We start from the raw sequence: 19,842 nt of genomic DNA, 5'->3' as shown, positions 1-19,842 counted from the left end.
TGGTCGTGTCCTGCACATCGGTGACAGAGGTGCTGACCTGCGACTTGTCGGCTACCAGATTCTCGTAATTGCCACCGGACACATTGCTGATGCTGTTGGTGACCGGTGCATGGCCTTGATAAACGTCATTGCTGACCACGCCGGTGGCGGTGCCAGAACTCTGACCGACTGGGATCGTGATGGTCTGACCATTGGTCAGGGTCACGACGACTGGGTTGCCAGTGACTGGGGCGCCCACGGTGGCGGTGTAGATGATGGTGCCGCCCTCGGCCACCGATGGTGTGGCGGTCAGCGTCACGGTAGTGGTGTCCTGAACATCGGTGACGGTGGTGGTCACCGTACCGGTGTTGGCCACCAGATTTTCATAGCTGCCGCCGCTGACGGCAGTGATGTTATTGGTGACCGGGGCATGCCCTTGGTACACGTCATTAGTCACGGCGCCAGTAGCGGTGCCTGAACTCTGGCCAACCGGAATAGTGATCGTCTGGCCATTGGCCAAGCTAACCACAACCGGGCTGCCGGTGACCGGGGCGCCAACCGTCGCGGTGTAGATGATGGTGCCGCCTTCGGCCACGCTTGGCGTGGCGGTCAGGGTAACGGTGGTCGTGTCCTGCACATCGGTGACGCTGGTGCTGACCTGCGTTTTGTCAGCGACCAGATTCTCATAGTTACCACCAGACACGTTGTTGATGCTATTGGTGACCGGCGCATGGCCTTGGTAAACGTCATTGCTGACCACGCCGGTAGCCGTGCCGGAGCTTTGGCCAACGGCAATGGTAATGGTCTGGCCATTGGTCAGGGTCACCACGACCGGGTTGCCAGTGACTGGGGCGCCAACAGTAGCGGTGTAGACGATGGTGCCGCCCTCGGCCACGCTTGGCGTTGCGGTCAGAGTAACCGTGGTGGTGCCCTGCACGTCGGTGACGGAGGTGCTGACCTGGGACTTGTCGGCCACCAGGTTCTCGTAATCGCCCCCCGAAACATTGCTGATGCTGTTGGTAACCGGGGCATGCCCCTGATAGACATCATTGCTGGCGACGCCCGTCGCCGTGCCGGAACTTTGGCCCACGGGGATGGTGATGGTCTGGCCATTGGTCAAACTGACCACGACCGGGTTGCCGGTAACCGGCGCGCCCATGCTTGCCGTGTAGATAATGGTGCCGCCTTCGGCGACAGACGGCGTGGCGGTCAGGGTGACGGTGGTCGTGTCCTGCACATCGGTCACGCTGGTACTGACCTGGGTTTTGTCCGCGATCAGGTTTTCATAGCTGCCACCGGACACATTGCTGATGCTGTTGGTGACCGGCGCGTGCCCTTGGTAAACGTCATTGCTGACGACGCCGGTGGCGGTGCCCGAGCTTTGGCCAACCGCAATGGTGATGGTCTGGCCATTGGTCAGGGTCACCACGACTGGGTTCCCGGTGACAGGCGCCCCCACGCTTGCGGTGTAGACGATGGTACCGCCTTCGGCCACAGACGGCGTGGCGGTCAGGGTGACGGTGGTGGTGTCCTGCACATCGGTGACGGTGGTGCTCACCGTACCGGTGTTGGCTACCAGGTTCTCATAATTGCCGCCACTGACAGCGGTGATGTTATTGGTAACCGGCGCATGGCCTTGGTACACGTCATTGGTCACAGCGCCAGTGGCCGTACCGGAGCTCTGGCCAACCGGGATGGTGATGGTCTGGCCGTTGGCCAGGCTGACCACCACCGGGCTGCCGGTAACGGGAGCCTCTACACTCGCCGTGTAGATGATGGTGCCGCCCTCGGCTACAGACGGAGTAGCAGTCAGGGTGACGGTAGTGGTGTCCTGCACATCGGTAACGCTGGTGCTGACGGTAGCCGTGTTGGCCACCAGGTTTTCGTAGCTGCCACCGCTAACGGTCGTGATGTTGTTGGTCACCGCAGCGTGGCCTTGGTAGACGTCATTGCTTACGGCGCCGGTGGCGGTGCCTGAGCTCTGGCCGACTGCAATGGTGATGGTCTGGCCGTTGGCCAGGCTGACCACGACCGGGCTGCCGGTGACGGGAGCGCCTACGCTCGCCGTGTAGATAATGGTCCCGCCTTCGGCCACAGATGGCGTGGCGGTCAACGTGACCGTGGTGGTGTCCTGAACATCGGTGACAGTAGTGCTGACCTGGGACTTGTCGGCCGCCAGGTTCTCGTAATTGCCCCCAGACACATTGCTGATGCTGTTGGTGACCGGCGCATGGCCCTGGTAGACGTCATTGCTCACGGCGCCGGTAGCCGTGCCGGAGCTTTGGCCAACAGGGATGGTGATGGTCTGGCCATTGGTCAGCGTGACCACGACCGGGTTGCCGGTCACCGGCGCGCCCACGGTGGCGGTGTAGACGATGGTGCCGCCCTCGGCCACGGACGGCGTGGCGGTCAGGGTAACGGTGGTCGTGTCTTGAACATCGGTGACCGTGGTGCTCACCGTCGCCGTATTCGCCACCAGATTTTCGTAATTACCACCGCTGACTGCCGTGATGTTGTTGGTAACCGGCGCATGGCCTTGATAGACGTCATTGGTCACGGCACCCGTGGCGGTGCCCGAACTCTGGCCAACCGGGATGGTGATCGTCTGGCCATTCGCCAGGCTGACCACGACTGGGCTGCCGGTCACTGGCGCACCCACGCTCGCTGTATAGATGATCGTGCCACCTTCGGCCACCGATGGCGTGGCGGTCAGGGTGACGGTGGTGGTGTCCTGCACATCGGTGACGCTGGTGCTGACCTGGGTTTTGTCCGCTACCAGGCTTTCATAGTCGCCGCCGGACACCGCGCTGATGCTGTTGGTAACCGGCGCGTGGCCTTGGTAGGCGTCGTTGCTGACGACGCCGGTGGCGGTGCCGGAGCTTTGGCCGACGGCAATGGTGATGGTCTGGCCATTGGTGAGGGTGACCACGACCGGGCTGCCGGTGACCGGGGCCCCCACGGTGGCGGTGTAGACGATGGTGCCGCCTTCGGCCACGGATGGGGTGGCCGCCAGGGTGACGGTGGTGGTGTCTTGAACATCGGTGACCGTGGTGCTCACCGGGGCCGTGTTGGCCACCAGGTTCTCGTAACTGCCGCCGCTCACGGCGGTGATGCTATTGGTGACCGGGGCGTGGCCCTGGTAGACGTCGTTGCTCACGTCGCCTGTCGCAGTGCCTGAACTCTGCCCAACCGGGATTGTGATGGTTTGGCCGTTGGCCAGGCTGACCACGACGGGGCTGCCAGTAACCGGAGCACCCACGCTCGCCGTGTAGATGATCGTGCCGCCTTCAGCCACGCTGGGCGTGGCAGTCAGGGTGACCGTGGTGGTGTCCTGCACATCGGTCACGCTGGTGCTGACCTGGGTTTTGTCCGCGACCAGGTTCTCGTAGTTGCCACCGGACACATTGCTGATGCTGTTGGTGACCGGCGCATGGCCTTGGTAGACGTCATTGCTGACCACGCCGGTGGCCGTGCCCGAGCTTTGGCCGACGGCAATGGTGATGGTCTGGCCGTTGGCCAGGGTGACCACGACCGGCGAACCCGTTACCGGGGCATTCACCGACGCGCTGTAGACGATGGTACCGCCCTCGGCCACCGATGGCGTGGCCGTCAGGGTCACGGTGGTGGTGTCCTGGACATTGCTGACGGTAGTGGTCACCGGCCCTTGGTTAGCCACCAACTGCTCGTAGTCGCCGCCTGATACCTGGGTGATGCTGTTGCTGATCGGCGCATGCTGGCTGTAGGCCTGGTTGTCCACACTGGCCGTTGCGGTGCCGGTGCTTTGGCCAACCGCGATGACGATGGTCTGGCCGTTGGCCAGGCTCACCACCACGGGGGTGCCGGTGACCGGCGCATCCACGCTGGCGGTGTAGACGATGGTGCCACCCTCGGCAGCCGAGGGCGTGGCAGTCAGGGTGACCGTGGTGGTGTCCTGCACATCGGTCACGGTGGTGCTGACCGGTGCCGGGTTGGCCACCAACTGCTCATAGTTGCCACCGCTGACGCCGGTAATGCTGTTGCTCACCGGCGCATGGCCCTGGTACACGTCGTTGCTGGCCGTGCTCGTCACCGTACCGGCGCTCTGGCCAACGGCAATGGTGATGATCTGGCCATTGGCCAGGTTTACCACCACGGGTGTGCCGGTCACCGGCGCATTCACGCTGGCGGTGTAGACGATGGTGCCGCCCTCGGCCACCGATGGCGTCGCGCTGAGGGTGACGGTAGAGGTGTCCAGGGTGTCGGTTACCGTGGTCACGGCCGGCACGCTGTTGATCGCCAGGTTCTCGAAATTCCCACCGCTGGCATTGGTGATGTGCGCACTGACCAGCCCGCCATCGACATAGCGGTCGTCAGCGGGCGCCGCCACGGTCACGCTGCCCGATACCTGGTTGGCAGCGATGGTGATGCTCTGGCCGTTGCTCAGGGTTACGGTGACGGCGGTCTGGCCTGGGTTGCTGAGCGTCGCGGTGTAGACGATCTGGCCGCCCTCGGCCACGCTCGGCGTGGCGCTCAGGGTAACGCTGGTGGTGTCCTGCTGGTCGGTGACGGTCGTGCTGGCCGGCGTTGGGTCGGCGACCAGGTTCTCGAAATTGCCGCCACTGACCGAGGTGATGCTGGTGCTTACCGGGCTCTGCGGCGCGCCCTGGTACACATCGTTGCCTACCGGCACGCTGACCGAGCCGGTGCTCTGGCCAACTGCCACGGTAATGGTCTGGCCGTTGGCCAAGGTCACCACCACCGGTGTGTCGGTCACCGGAGCCGAAAGGCTGGCGGTGTAAACGATGGTGCCGTTTTCGCTCACCGACGGGGTGGCGGTCAGGGTCACCGTGCTGGTGTCGAGCGAATCGCTCACCACGGTCAGCACCGGGGCAGGGCTGGCCTCCAGGTGCTCGAAGTTGCCACCGGTGGCCGAGGTGATGCTGGTGCTGAGCGTGGTCACGTTCTTGTAGACGTCGTTGGCTGTTTGCAGCGCCACGCTGCCGCTGCTCTGGCCTGCAGCGATGGTGATGACCTGGCCGTTGGACAGGTTGACGGTGACCGGCGACTGCGCCGGGTTGCTCAGGGTTACGGTGTAGGTAATCGCCCCGCCTTCGGTCACGCTCGGGCTGGCGCTCAGGGTGGCGGTGGTGGTGTCGAGCACTGCCACGACCCGAGTGTCAGCCGGGGTTTGATCGATGCTGACCGGAAGGCCGCCGCCGTTGGTGGCGGTGATGGTCGCCGAAACCAGGCGGTCTTCGACGTATACCGTGTTATTGGGCGCGACCGGTACGCTGACCGAACCGCTGGTTTGCCCGGCGGCAATCACGATCACCGCGCCATTGGACAAGGTGACGGTCAGGGCACTGAGCGGCGCCTGGCCAACGGTGGCCACGTAAACGATGGTGCCGCCGGCCTCGCTGATCGAAGGCGTTGCGCTGAGCACCACGGCGGTGCCGAGCTCGGCAGCCAGGGCGGCCGCCACGGTCTGCGGGCTGGCCAGCGCTTCGAAGTTCAGGCTTTCGCTGAAGTTCAGCGGCCCGGTGTTGTAGCCGATGGTCGGGTCCACCCGAGCCGCTGTTTCTTCCAGCAAGACGAAACTGTGCCCACCGCCGAGCGCACCGCTGCTGCTACCCGACGCGGTCGGGCCGGCTGCCGTGGCTTCCAGCGCCGTGGTTGGGTCGACACCGGCCTGAATCGCCTGCTGCAACTGCTCCACCGAGGGCGCCGTCTGTGCAGTTGCCATGCACATGTCGGTGCTGTTGTCGGGAGTGGCTGCACTCCATTGGCTGTCGCGGCCCAGGTCCACGTAGCGGCCATCGGTCAACTGCAGGGTGACCGCACCACCTACACCGGTCAAAACCTGCTCGCCCGCATACAGGCGGTCACCTTCTATGAGCACTCGGCGAACGCCTTCAGGGGAAACTGCAATGACCTGGCCAACAATGCTTTTGACGATGGCGACAACAGTGCTCATGGGACTCTCCAGATGACTCGACCAGTGCCTTCCATGCCCCGCCGGTAGTTGAATAAGGCGGGTCTGTGGAGTGATGTGAAAGTGCCTCTACTTAAGTGCATGTCAAACTTTCGTACAGTGCTTGCGGAAAGTAAGCGCAACTGACGAAATATTGACTTGCCCGCCGCATTGCGATCCTCGGCCAACCTAAAGTCATATCGGGAAATGGCCGCTTGCCAACTCTTACTTTCGTATTAGTTGTATTGTCTTTTGATTGATCCCTGCCGCGCCTGATTCAGGCAACCTCAGGAAATTAGCGGTTTGCGCGGGCTTGGTGTTTCCGCCCAGCCAATGCAACGTAACTTTCGGCTTGCGCCGGCCGTATCTAGCGATAGTCTTTTCCCTGTTGCACCCAACACAGTTGTCTATAGTCCGAGTGTCATACGGGGCGGCAAACATCAGGGCATCACGTTGTCTGCCGGTAAAGGCAACCGGCCATTGTTGATGGGTTCACGCCCCCAACTACTGCAAGGAAGAGAGCGCCCGTGGAATCCGAAGCCAGTCGAGTGCAACTCAGTCACGATCCGCGTAGTCAGCATGACGATCCGCTGCTGGATTGCCTGCTGACCCTGTGTGTGCTGCATCAGAAACCTGCCAGCCGGGTGATGCTGACCACCGGATTACCCCTGCCATCCCAGCGCCTGAGCCCCGAGCTGCTGCCCCGCGCCGCCGCCCGTGCGGGCCTGCAGGGCCGGCTGCTGCAGCGCAAGCTGGAGCAGATTCCGACCATTGCCATGCCGGCCATGTTGCTGCTCAAGGGCGGCCGCGCCGCCGTCCTGCTCGGCTGGGAAAACCAGGACACCGCCCGCCTGTTGCTCAGTGAAAGCGACGGCGGCGAGGTGCTGATTACCCGTGAAGCGTTGCTTAGCGACTTCAGTGGCCGGGTGTTCTTCGCCCAGCCGCAGCACAAGTTCGACGTCAACCACGGCAACCTCATCCCACGCGCCCGCTCTTGGTTCCGCGACACCTTGCTGCGCAGCAAGTGGCTGTACATGGACGCCATCGCTGCCAGCCTGGTGATCAACCTGATTGCCCTGGCCGCGCCGCTGTTCGTGATGAACGTGTATGACCGGGTCGTCCCCAACCAGGCCACCTCCACCCTGTGGGTGCTGGCCATCGGCATTACCGGGGCCTACCTGTTCGACCTCACACTCAAGGGGTTACGCGCCCTTTGCCTGGACCTGGCCGGCAAGAAAACCGACCTGATCATCTCGGCCACCTTGTTCGAGCGCATCGTCGGCATGTCGATGAAGTACCGCCCGGCGCGGGTGGGTAGCTATGCGCAGAACATCCACGAGTTCCAGGGCCTGCGCGACTTCCTTGCCTCGCTGACCCTGACCAGCCTGATCGACCTGCCCTTTACCCTGATCATCCTGCTGGTAATCGCCATCGTCGGTGGCCACCTGGTGTGGATTCCGATCATCGCCTTCCCCCTGGCCCTCGGCATTGGCTATGCCCTGCAAAAGCCCTTGATGGCGACCATGGAACGCACCATGGCGCTGGCCTCGGAGCGCCAATCGAGCCTGATCGAAACCCTTGCCGGGCTGGATGCAGTGAAGGTCAACAACGCCGAAAGCGAACGCCAGTACATGTGGGAGCAAACCCTCGGCACCCTCAGCCGCCTGGAACTGCGGGTCAAGGTGCTTTCCGGGCTGGCGATGAACATCACCATGCTGATCCAGCAACTGGCCGGTGTGGCGATGATCTGCGTTGGCGTGTACCTGATCATCGACGGCAACCTGACCATGGGCGGCCTGGTGGCCTGCTACATGCTCAGCGGCCGCGCCCTCGGCCCGCTGAGCCAGCTCAACGGCCTGCTGGCGCGCTATCAACAGGCCAAGGTGACCATGGCCTCCACCGACCAGATGATGGAACTGCCCCAGGAGCGCAACTTCGAGGAGCGCCCGCTAAGCCGCCAGGTATTGCAGGGCGCCATCGAGTTCCGCGGGGTCGACTTTACCTACCCCAACCAGCAGAACCAGGCCCTCAAGGGCATCAACCTGGTCATCAAGCCGGGTGAAAAGATTGGCATCATCGGCCGCAGTGGCTCGGGCAAAAGCTCGCTGGCCAAATTGCTGGTCGGCCTCTACGAGGCAGACAAGGGCTCATTGCTGGTGGACGGCGTGGACATCCGCCAGATCGACGTCAGCGAACTGCGCCACAACATCGGGTACGTGCCACAGGATATTCAGCTGCTGGCCGGCACCTTGCGTGACAACCTGGTCAGCGGTGCGCGCTACATCGAGGATGAGTTGATCCTGCAGGCCGCCGAGTTGTCGGGCGTGCACGAGTTCGCCCGCCTGCACCCGGATGGCTACGAACTGCAGGTGGGCGAGCGTGGCCAGAACCTGTCCGGCGGCCAGCGGCAGAACGTGGCACTGGCCCGGGCGTTGTTGCTCAACCCGCAGATCCTGCTGCTCGATGAGCCCACCAGCGCCATGGACAACACCGGTGAGGAACGCCTCAAGCAGCGCCTGCAGGCGGTGATCGAGGGCAAGACCGTGGTGCTGGTCACCCACCGGGCTTCACTGCTGTCGCTGGTGGATCGGCTGATCGTCATCGATCGTGGCCAGGTAGTTGCCGATGGCCCGAAAGCCGCTGTCATGGATGCGCTGAAAAAGGGGCAGATCAGTGTTGCGTAACCTGGATTTCATACAGATCAAAGACAACCTGCGCCGTTACTTCAAAGGCTCCGAGTCCCTGGCCGGGCAGCCACTGCCCGAGGTGGGCAAGTCGCTGATTGAGGATGCGCCGCGGGTGGTGCGCTTCACCATCTGGGGGGTGATCGCCTTCTTCCTGTTCCTCATTCTGTGGGCCAGCCTCGCCGAAGTGGACGAAGTGACCCGAGGGGAGGGCAAGGCCATTCCGTCCTCCAAAGTGCAGAAGGTCCAGAACCTTGAGGGCGGTATCGTCGCGGAAATCTACGCCAAGGAAGGGGAGGTGGTCGAAGTCGGCCAGCCGCTGCTGCGCCTGGATGAAACGCGTTTTGCGTCCAACAAGGGCGAAACCGAAGCCGACCGCCAGGCCATGGCATTGCGCGTCGAGCGCCTGAGCGCGGAAGTGGAAGACCGCCCGCTGAACATCGACGCCGACCTGCGCGCGGCGGCGCCCAGCCAGGCCGTGAGCGAAGCGTCCTTGTACGAGAGCCGCAAGCAGCAGCTCAAGGACGAGGTCGATGGCCTGCAGGAGCAACTGGTGCAGCGTCAGCAGGAGTTGCGTGAGTTCAACTCCAAGCGTGCGCAATACTCCAACAGCCTGCAGCTGCTGCAACAGGAAATCGCCATGTCCGAGCCGTTGGTGGCCAAGGGGGCGATCTCCCAAGTAGAGATCCTGCGCCTGCGCCGCTCGGAAGTGGAAACCCGGGGCGAGGTGGACGCCACCTCGCTGGCCATTCCGCGTGCCGAAGCCGCCGTGCGGGAAGTGCAGAGCAAGATCGAGGAAACCCGCGGCAAGTTCCGCAGCGACGCCCTGACCCAGCTCAACGAGGCCCGCGCCGACCTGAACAAGGCCACCGCCACCAGCAAGGCCCTGGACGACCGCGTGCACCGTACCCTGGTGACCTCACCGGTACGCGGTATCGTCAAGCAGTTGTTGGTCAACACTGTGGGTGGGGTGATCCAACCCGGTAGCGACATCATCGAGATCGTGCCGCTGGACGACACCTTGGTGATCGAGGCGAAGATCCTGCCCAAGGACATTGCCTTCCTGCACCCTGGCCAGGAAGCTACGGTGAAGTTCACCGCCTATGACTACACCATTTATGGCGGGCTCAAGGCCAAGCTGGAGCAGATCGGTGCCGACACCATCACCGACGAGGACAAGAAAACCACCTATTACCTCATTCGCCTGCGCACGGAGCGCAGCCACCTCGGCACCGATGCCAAGCCTTTGCTGATTATCCCGGGCATGGTGGCGACCGTGGATATCATGACCGGTGAGAAGACCATCATGAGCTACCTGCTCAAACCGATCATGAAGGCCCGCACCGAAGCCCTGCGCGAACGCTAGTAGCGCGAACAACGCTCGCAAGCGCGCCACGCTCCCCCTGTAGGAGCGAGCGCAGCTCGCGATGGGCTGCAAGGCAGCCCCGGCGTGATGGGCGGCGAAGCTGAAGCCCTGGGGCCGCTACGCGCCCCATCGCGAGCTACGCTCGCTCCTACAGGGTCACCGTTGAATCAAATAGTTGCGATCTGCTGCTGAAAATCACTGTCACCGCTCGCGCAACGCCTCTGTGCGAGCCTTCATGATCGGCTTGAGCAAATAACTCATAATGGTTTTTTCACCCGTCATGATGTCCACCGTCGCCACCATCCCCGGAATGATAAGCAGCGGCTTGGCGTCGCTGCCCAAATGGCTGCGGTCGGTGCGCAGGCGGATCAGGTAGTAGGTGGTCTTCTTGTCTTCATCGGTGATGGTGTCGGCACCGATCTGTTCCAGCTTGGCCTTGAGCCCACCGTAAATGGTGTAGTCATAAGCGGTGAACTTCACCGTGGCCTCCTGGCCCGGGTGCAGGAAGGCGATGTCCTTGGGCAGGATCTTCGCCTCGATCACCAGGCTGTCGTCCAGTGGCACGATCTCGACGATATCGCTGCCCGGCTGGATCACCCCACCAATGGTGTTGACCAACAGCTGCTTGATGATGCCGCGAACCGGCGACGTCACCAGCGTGCGGTTGACCCGGTCATCCAGGGCCTTGCTGGTGGCAGTGGCCTTGTTCAACTCCGTGCGCGCTTCATTGAGCTGAGTCAGGGCATCGCTGCGGAACTTGCCGCGGGTTTCCTCGATCTTGCTCTGCACCTCGCGGATCGCAGCTTCTGCGCGCGGAATGGCCAGCGAGGTGGCGTCCAATTGGCCGCGGTTTTCCACTTCGGAACGCCGCAGGCGCAACACCTCCACCTGGGAAATTGCACCCTGGGCCACCAGCGGCTCGGACATGCCGATTTCCTGGCGCAGCAACTGCAGGCTGTTGGCGTATTGCGCCCGTTTGGAGGTGAACTCGCGCAGCTCCTGCTGGCGCTGCACCAACTGCTGCTCAAGGCCGGCAATCTCGTCGTGCAACTGCTGCTTGCGGCTCTGGTACAGCGATTGCTCGTTGGCGGCCTGGTTGGGCGCGGCCTTGCGCAGCACGTCGTCGATGTTCAGCGGGCGGTCGTCCACTTCGGCGCTCAGGCGCTCGACGCGCAATGCCATGGCCTGGCGGTCGGCCTCGGTTTCGCCCTTGTTGGACGCAAAGCGCGTTTCATCCAGGCGCAGCAGCGGCTGGCCGACTTCGACGATTTCCCCTTCCTTGGCGTAGATCTCGGCAATGATGCCGCCCTCAAGGTTTTGGATCTTCTGCAGCTTGGAGGAAGGAATGGCCTTGCCTTCACCCCGGGTCACTTCGTCCACCTCGGCGAAGCTGGCCCAGAGGATCAGGAACAGGAAGAACGCGATGACGCCCCAGATGGTCATCCGCACGACGCGCGGCGCATCCTCGATCAGCGACTTGCCCACCTCGGGCAAGGGCTGCCCGGCCAGGGACTCGGAGCCTTTGAAGTAACGGCGCAGGTTGTCTTTGATTTGCATGAAATCCAGCTTACGCGACACTGATCTGCCCCTTCTTCAGCGCATCCATGACGGCGGCCTTCGGGCCGTCCGCGACGATCTGACCGCGATCGATGACGATCAGGCGGTCCACCAGCGACAGCAACGAGGCGCGGTGGGTAACCAACAACAAGGTCTTGCCCTCGATCACGGCCTGCAAGCGCTGCTTGAGGCGGTCTTCACCGGTATTGTCCATGGCGCTGGTAGGCTCATCGAACAGCAGGATCTGCGGGTTGAGCAACAGCGCCCGGGCCAGTGCCACGTTCTGCCGCTGGCCGCCGGACAGGTTCTGACCACGCTCGCCCACCTGCAACTCGTAGCCATCCGGGTGCAGGCGAGCGAACTCGTGCACGCCCGACAACTCGGCGGCCTGCAGGATCAGCTCGTCCTCGATGTAGCGCGCACCGCTGACCAGGTTGTCACGCAGGGTGCCGGCCAGCAGCTGGATGTCTTGCGGTACGTAACCGACGTTGTGGCGCAGTTCGCTGACGTCGATCTGGCGGATGTCCACACCGTCGACCAGCAGCGAACCCTGGTCGGCCTGATACAGCCCCACGATCAGCTTGGCCAGCGAGCTCTTGCCCGAACCGCTGCGGCCGATGATGCCGATTCGCTCGCCGGGCTTGACCGCCAGGTTGATGCCCTTGAGCGCCTGGTTCTGCTGGTTGGGGTAGGTGAACTCGACCCCGCGGAATTCGATGGCGCCTTGCAGCACTTGGCGGCTCAACGGGCGTTCCTCGAAGTTGCGCTCCTGGGGCAGCTCCATCATCTGGTCAGTGGAGGCCATGGTCACCTTGGCGTGCTGGTAGCGGGCGAGCAGGCCATTGAGCTGGCCCAGCGGGCCGAGGGCACGGCCGCTGAGCATGTAGCAGGCCACCAGGCCGCCCATGGTCAGGTTACCGTCGATGATCAGGTAGACACCGAAGCAAATCATCGCCACGCCAGCCAGTTGCTGGATCAGCATGGTGATGTTCATCGCCAGGCTCGACAGCATTTTCACCCGCAGTTCCAGGCGGCTGAGGGTGCCGAGGGTTTGCTCCCACATGTACTGGCGTTCGCTTTCGGCGTTATTGACCTTCACTGCATCCAGCCCGGCAAGGGTTTCGATCAGGCTCGATTGGCGTTCCGAGGCCAGCGCCATGGTGCGTTCCATGGTCGCCATCAAGGGCTTTTGCAGGGCATAGCCGATGCCTAGCGCCAGGGGGAAGGCCAGAATCGGAATCCAGACCAAGTGGCCGCCGATCACCGCGATCACCAACAGGATCAGCAGGGTGAACGGCAGGTCGATCAGGCTGGTCAGGGTCAGCGAGGCAAGGAAGTCGCGCAGGCCCTGGAACTCGTGGATGTTCTGCGCATAGCTACCCACCCGCGCCGGGCGGTACTTCATCGACATGCCGACGATGCGCTCGAACAGCGTGGCCGAGACGATCAAGTCGGTCTTCTTGCCTGCCAGGTCCAGGCACAGGCTGCGCAAGCCCTTGAGCACCAGGTCGAAGATGTAGGCACCGGTGATGCCCAGTGCCAGCACCCACAGGGTCGAGGTGGCCTGGTTGGGGACGACCCGGTCATACACGTTCATCACGAACAGCGGCGCGGCCAGGGCGATCAGGTTGATCACCAGGCTGGCGGCGATGGCATCGACGTATAGCCATTTGCTGCGCAGCAAGGTGTCGCGGAACCACGAGCGCGTGCGCGGGATGAGGTTGCCGTGGTTGACGTCGTACTTGTGCTGCGGCTGGGCGAAGAACACTTTGCCGCTGTAGTCGTCCAGCAGCGCGTCACGGGTCACCAGCACTTCGCCGCCGTCGCTTTCGCTGAGCAGCAGGCGCGCCGTGCTGTCATTCTCCCAACCCAGCAACACGGCGGCACGGCCGCCCTTAAGCAGCAGCATCGCCGGCAGGGCGAGGTTCGGAATCTGCTCCAGCTTGCGCTGCAGCAGCCGGCCCTGCAGGCCGGCCCGGGCGGCGGCGCGCGGCAGCAGCTCGGTGGTCAGGCGCTGGCCTTCCAGCGGCAAGCCGGTGGTGAGCATCGCCCGGCTGGCGGGCTTCTGATGCAGGACACACAGGGTCAGCAGGCTATCCAGTAAAGGATCGTCATGCTGACTGCGTGGATCGTGGTTGAGCTGGACTCGGCTGACTTCGGATTCCACGCGGTGCTCTCTTCAAACCATGCGGGTGACAGGGGGCGAGCGCCTCAGTTCATGCCTGGGAGGCTCACGTTGGGTTTAATGTCGTTCTGCACGACGGTTGCCATCGGGGCGACCACGCCTTGGCTTTTGAGCAACTGGCCCATGGTCGCTTTGATGCGGTACTGCGTATATACCTGAATATTCTTGACTTCTGCCAGGCGGCGCTGGGCATTGAAGGTTTCATTTTCACTGTCGAGCAGGTCGAGCAGGGTACGCTCACCCAGGCTGAACTGCTGCTGGTAGGCACTGCGCACCCGCATGCTGTGATCGACATACTGCTGCGCGATCGGCATTTGGGCGTTGGCGTTTTCCAGGGCGTTCCAGGCCAGGCCCAATTCTTCGTTGAGCTGGCGCAGGGCGTTGTTGCGGATATCCAGGGCCTGGTTGGCCAGGTACGACTTCGATTCGAGGTCGGCCTTGTTGCTGCCACCATTGTACAGGTTGAAGTTCATCCGTAGCATCGCCTGCCACTCGTTGTTGTGGCCCTGCGTGCCGTCGAGGTTGTTGTCGGCGGTACGGCCTAGCTCGGCATCGAAACGTGGGTAGAACGTCGACTTGGCGGTTTCGTACTGTTTTTCCGTCGCCGCAATGTCGGACTCGGCCGAGCGCAAGATCGGGCTGCTTTCCACCAGCTGGTGGCGCGCCTCGTCGAGGCTTGCCGGCAGCAAGTCGATGAACGGGGCCGGTGCGCTGAGTTCGTCGGGCATCTGGCCCACCACGCTCAGGTAGTTGGTGTTGGCATCGGCCAGGTTGGTCTGCTCGGTAATCAGGTTGTTGCGGGCCTGGGCCAGGCGTGCCTCGGCCTGGTCGAGGTCGGCATAGCGGCCCACGCCACGGCTGGTGCGCAGCTTGATCTGGTCGAGCACGCGTTCGTGGTTGCTCAGGTTGTCCTGGGCCAGGCGCACCATGTCACGGCGGGTCAGTACATCCAGGTAAACCTTGGCCACTTCCAGCGCGGTGCGCTCGGACGTGCCCAGCAGGGCATATGCCCGGGAATTGACGGTGGCTTGTTGACGCCCCACTTCGTTGGATGTTGCAAAGCCGTCGAACACCATCTGCCGCAGGTGGATAGCCGATTCGCCTCGGTTCAGGGCTTCCCAACGGTGGCCGGTGCTGGGGCTGTCGGTGCCCTCGCGGCCGTAGCCGGCGGTGAGGTCGACTTTCGGCAGGTAGCCGCCTTTGGCGGCGCGCAGTTGGTAGTCGGCAGCGGTCCGGGCGTTTACCCCGGCCTGGATTTCAGGGTGGACTTCAAGCGCTGTCTGCATGGCCTCTGGCAGTGTCTGGGCCTGGACAAAACCCATGGAAAGGGCGAACGGAAGAGCAGCGAATACAGATGCACGCATGAGTTTAGTTATTCCGGGGGATGCAGTCGCGAGTCACGGCCAAAGCCAAATTTGCCTGTTGGATGGCAACCTTGATCAACCGTGAGCGGGCCTGTGCGAAGCGGCACTGCGAAAAGTTCGATGAAGGGTTACATCGGTGACACATATCAATGTGACATTACCCTACTAATTGTTTAGGATGGCGGGATGAAGGTCAATAGTTTGGCAGAAAGTTAATTCCTGCAAGTTATGGACAAATAATTGACGTCAAAATTGACACTTTATGCAGTCCCTTTTTTGAATCGCATAGCGGTGTTTTAAGGCCGGCTAGGCATGAAGCCCACTTAAGCGGCTATTCCGGAGAGTCCCCATGAGCAGTGTTGTTGCTATTGTCAAAAGCATTGTTGGTCAGGTCATCGCAGTTTCCCCAGAGGGCATTCGTCGCGTTCTGATCGAAGGTGACCGGCTCATGGCGGGCGAGCAGGTTCTAACTGGTGCCGGCGGCGCGGTCACGCTGGAACTCTCCGATGGCCGAACGCTCGACCTGGGGCGTGACATGCAGTGGAGCGCGGACGCTCCGGACAGCTCCGCCGACCTGAGCCAGGCGACTGCCCAGGCGGCGCCTTCGGTCGAGCAGCTGCAGCAAGCCATCGCTGCTGGTGCCGACCCGACTACCGAACTTGAAGCAACCGCAGCCGGCCCGACCGCTGCCGGTGGCGGCTCCGTAGGTGGCGGCCACTCGTTCGTGCTGCTGGAAGAAACCGCTGGCGTGGTCGACCCGACCATCGGCTTCCCAACCGGCCCGATTGCCTTCGAAACACTGGCCACCACGCAGGACGTTGGCGCGACCGACACCACTACCAACACCACCGCGGCGGTGATCACCACGGGCCTTACGCTCAGCGCAACGCCGTCCATCACCGAAGCCGGTGGCGTGATCGTCTACACCGCCACCCTGGGCCAGGCACCGCTGACCGACCTCACCGTCACCCTGTCCAACGGCCAGGTAATCGTCATCAGCGCCGGCCAAACTACCGGCACCGTCAGCGTTACCATCCCGCCGAACGACACGCCGTACATCGATGCCAGCGAGATATCCACGACCATCACCGGCACCACCGGCGGTGGCATCACGGTTACCCCGGACCCAACCCCGGCGGTCACCCAGATCGTCGACACCATCGACACCACTACCGTTGCCGTCACTGCCCAGCCGGCCAAGGAGGGTGACCCGAACATCACCTTCGAATTCCAGCTGAGCAACCCGCCGCAAGCCGGCAGCACCACCACGCTGACCGTCAACGTGGGTGGCACCAGCTACAACGTGACCGTCGATGCATCGGGCAAGGGCACCCTGGTGGTGCCAAACACCAACGGTGAAGACGTCTACACCGACCCGTCGACGGTGACCGCCACCGTGACCGCAGTGACCGGCGGTAACTTCGAGGCGGTTGACCTGACCGGTGCCACCGGCACGGCAACCGTTGAAGACACGCTGGACACCACCACCGTTGCCGTCACCGCCCAGCCGGCCAAGGAAGGCGATGCCAACGTCACCTTCAACTTCCAGCTGAGCAACCCGCCACAACCAGGCTCCACCACCACCCTGACGGTGAATGTGGGCGGCACCAACTACACCGTTGCCATCGACGCCGAGGGCAAGGGCACGCTGCAAGTGCCGAACACCAATGGTGATGATGTCTACACCGACCCGTCGACGCTGACTGCGACCGTGACGGCGGTGAATGGCGGCAACTTCGAAGCCGTAGACCTGACCGGTGCTACTACCACTGCGACCGTCGAAGACACCATCGACAACACCACTGTGGCGGTGTCCGCCGAGCCGGCCAAGGAAGGCGACGCCAACGTCACCTTCAACTTCCAGCTGAGCAACCCGCCGCAAGCCGGCACTACCGTGACCCTGACCGTCAATGTGGGCGGTACCAACTACACTGTCAGTGTTGATGCCACAGGCAAGGGCACGCTGCAGGTGCCGAACACCAATGGCGAGGATGTCTACACCGACCCGTCGACGCTGACCGCGACCGTCACCGCTGTTAATGGCGGTAACTACGAAGGCGTGGACCTGACCGGTGCTACGACCACCGCGACTGTCGAAGACACCATCGACAACACCACCGTGGCTGTTTCGGCTGAACCCGCGAAGGAAGGCGATGCCAACATCACCTTCAACTTCCAGCTGAGCAATCCACCGCAGGGTGCGACCACCCTGACCGTCAATGTTGGCGGCACCATCTACACCGTGAACGTGGATGCGGATGGCAAAGGTACTCTGCAAGTTCCTAACACTAACGGCGAAGATGTCTACAAAGATGCTTCGACCGTTACTGCCACCGTCACTGCTGTTAACGGCGGCAACTACGAAGGTGTGGACCTGACTGGTGCTACTACCACCGCCACTGTCGAAGACACCATCGACAACACCACTGTGGCTGTTTCGGCTGAACCCGCGAAGGAGGGCGATGCCAACATCACCTTCAACTTCCAGCTGAGCAACCCGCCGCAGGGCGCGACCACGCTGACTGTTAACGTTGGCGGCACCATCTACACCGTCACTGTGGATGCGGACGGTAAAGGTACCCTCCAGGTCCCGAACACTAACGGTGAAGACGTTTACAAAGATGCTTCGACCGTTACTGCCACCGTCACTGCTGTTAACGGCGGCAACTACGAAGGCGTGGACCTGACTGGCGCTACCACTACCGCCACCGTCGAAGACACCATCGACAACACCACTGTGGCTGTTTCGGCTGAACCTGCGAAGGAAGGCGATGCCAACATCACCTTCAACTTCCAACTGAGCAACCCGCCGCAGGGTGCGACCACGCTGACTGTTAACGTTGGCGGCACCATCTACACCGTGAACGTGGATGCGGATGGTAAAGGTACTCTGCAAGTTCCTAACACTAACGGCGAAGATGTCTACAAAGACGCTTCGACCGTTACTGCCACTGTGACTGCCGTTAACGGCGGCAACTACGAAGGCGTGGACCTGACTGGTGCTACCACTACCGCCACCGTCGAAGACACGATTGATAACACCACCGTAGCTGTGTCGGCTGAACCTGCGAAGGAAGGCGATGCCAACATCACCTTCAACTTCCAGCTGAGCAACCCGCCGCAGGGTGCGACCACGCTGACTGTTAACGTTGGCGGCACCATCTACACCGTCACTGTGGATGCGGACGGTAAAGGTACCCTCCAGGTCCCGAACACCAACGTTGAAGATGTCTACAAAGACGCTTCGACTGTCACCGCCACTGTGACTGCCGTTAACGGCGGCAACTACGAAGGCGTGGACCTGACTGGCGCGACCAACACCGCGACCGTTGAAGACACCATCGACAACACCACCGTGGCCGTCAGCTCGCTGCCAGCAAAAGAAGGCGACGAGAACGTCACCTTCAACTTCCAGCTGAGCAATCCGCCGCAGGGTGCGACCACCCTGACAGTTAACGTTGGTGGCACGATCTACACCGTTACCGTTGATGCGGACGGTAAGGGCACCCTGCAGGTACCAAACACCAACGTCGAAGACGTCTACAAAGATGCTTCGACTGTCACTGCCACCGTCACTGCTGTTAACGGCGGCAACTACGAAGGTGTGGACCTGACTGGTGCTACTACCACCGCGACTGTCGAAGACACCATCGACAACACCACCGTAGCTGTGTCGGCTGAACCTGCGAAGGAAGGCGATGCGAACATCACCTTCAACTTCCAGCTGAGCAACCCGCCGCAGGGTGCGACCACGCTGACTGTTAACGTTGGCGGCACCATCTACACCGTCACTGTGGATGCGGACGGTAAAGGTACCCTGCAGGTCCCGAACACTAACGGTGAAGACGTCTACAAAGATGCTTCGACCGTTACCGCCACCGTCACGGCTGTTAACGGCGGCAACTACGAAGGTGTGGACCTGACTGGTGCTACTACCACCGCGACTGTCGAAGACACCATCGACAACACCACCGTGGCCGTCAGCTCGCTGCCGGCGAAAGAAGGCGACGAAAACGTCACCTTCAACTTCCAGCTGAGCAACAAACCACAGGGCGCGACTACCCTGACCGTCGACGTGGGCGGCACCATCTACACCGTCACTGTGGATGCGGACGGTAAAGGCACCCTCCAGGTCCCTAACACCAACGTTGAAGACGTCTACAAAGACGCTTCGACCGTTACCGCGACTGTGACTGCCGTGAATGGTGGTAACTACGAAGGTGTTGACCTGACTGGCGCGACCAATACCGCCACCGTCGAAGACACTATCGACAACACCACCGTGGCTGTCAGCTCGCTGCCGGCAAAAGAAGGCGACGAGAACGTCACCTTCAACTTCCAGCTGAGCAACAAACCGCAGGGTGCGACTACCCTGACCGTGGATGTTGGCGGCACCATCTACACCGTAAACGTCGATGCGGACGGTAAAGGCACCCTCCAGGTACCAAACACCAACGTTGAAGACGTCTATAAAGACGCTTCGACCGTGACTGCTACCGTCACCGCTGTTAACGGCGGTAACTACGAAGGCGTGGACCTGACTGGCGCGACCAACACCGCGACCGTTGAAGACACCATCGACAACACCACCGTGGCCGTCAGCTCGCTGCCAGCAAAAGAAGGCGACGAGAACGTCACCTTCAACTTCCAGCTGAGCAATCCGCCGCAGGGTGCGACCACCCTGACAGTTAACGTTGGTGGCACGATCTACACCGTTACCGTTGATGCGGACGGTAAGGGCACCCTGCAGGTACCAA

The 19,842-nt window shown here is 62.2% G+C and carries 7 protein-coding genes; 3 read left to right on the top strand and 4 right to left on the bottom strand.

Annotation, left to right across the window (positions count from 1 at the left end):
• On the bottom strand, positions 1–5,932 hold a 5,932-nt coding region (locus F3J45_RS29185; RefSeq protein WP_167070818.1), incomplete at its 3' end, for a retention module-containing protein.
• Positions 5,933–6,456: 524 nt separating this feature from the next.
• Here F3J45_RS29185 and F3J45_RS29180 point away from each other — a divergent pair.
• Together F3J45_RS29180 and F3J45_RS29175 are read left to right on the top strand one after the other, a co-directional pair.
• A complete protein-coding gene (locus F3J45_RS29180) occupies positions 6,457–8,613 on the top strand; it encodes a type I secretion system permease/ATPase (protein WP_167070817.1) in 2,157 nt (718 codons plus the stop codon).
• Positions 8,606–9,979, top strand: a complete 1,374-nt coding sequence (locus F3J45_RS29175; protein ID WP_370526506.1) for an HlyD family type I secretion periplasmic adaptor subunit — start codon at positions 8,606–8,608, stop codon at positions 9,977–9,979. Before F3J45_RS29180 ends, F3J45_RS29175 begins: the two co-directional genes overlap by 8 nt.
• Before the next feature lie 201 nt (positions 9,980–10,180).
• On the opposite strand, the gene F3J45_RS29170 is transcribed toward F3J45_RS29175, so the two are convergent.
• The 3 genes from F3J45_RS29170 to F3J45_RS29160 are packed head-to-tail and all read right to left on the bottom strand — an operon-like array spanning position 10,181 to position 15,085.
• Entirely contained in the window at positions 10,181–11,536 is a 1,356-nt protein-coding gene (locus F3J45_RS29170; protein WP_205300733.1) for an HlyD family type I secretion periplasmic adaptor subunit, read from the bottom strand.
• A 10-nt stretch (positions 11,537–11,546) separates the two neighbouring features.
• Entirely contained in the window at positions 11,547–13,703 is a 2,157-nt protein-coding gene (locus tag F3J45_RS29165) for a type I secretion system permease/ATPase (protein WP_167070814.1), read from the bottom strand.
• Positions 13,704–13,747: 44 nt separating this feature from the next.
• A complete protein-coding gene (locus F3J45_RS29160; RefSeq protein ID WP_167070813.1) occupies positions 13,748–15,085 on the bottom strand; it encodes a TolC family outer membrane protein in 1,338 nt (445 codons plus the stop codon).
• Positions 15,086–15,434: 349 nt separating this feature from the next.
• Here F3J45_RS29160 and F3J45_RS29155 point away from each other — a divergent pair.
• The coding region (locus F3J45_RS29155) for a retention module-containing protein (protein ID WP_167070812.1) at positions 15,435–19,842 on the top strand (4,408 nt) is incomplete at its 3' end.

Origin of the sequence: Pantoea sp. Ap-967 (genome assembly GCF_011752565.1) — a bacterium.
In the GTDB taxonomy this organism is placed as follows: domain Bacteria; phylum Pseudomonadota; class Gammaproteobacteria; order Pseudomonadales; family Pseudomonadaceae; genus Aquipseudomonas.
The sequence above is the reverse complement of the archived record's forward strand: the minus strand, read 5'-3'. Positions and strand labels throughout refer to the sequence as shown.

Bases quoted from the DNA above. Each gene is read 5' to 3' on its own strand.
- F3J45_RS29170 (WP_205300733.1), bottom strand. From the start codon at position 11,536: ATGCAAATCAAAGACAACCTGCGCCGTTACTTCAAAGGCTCCGAGTCC.
- F3J45_RS29160 (WP_167070813.1), bottom strand. From the start codon at position 15,085: ATGCGTGCATCTGTATTCGCTGCTCTTCCGTTCGCCCTTTCCATGGGT.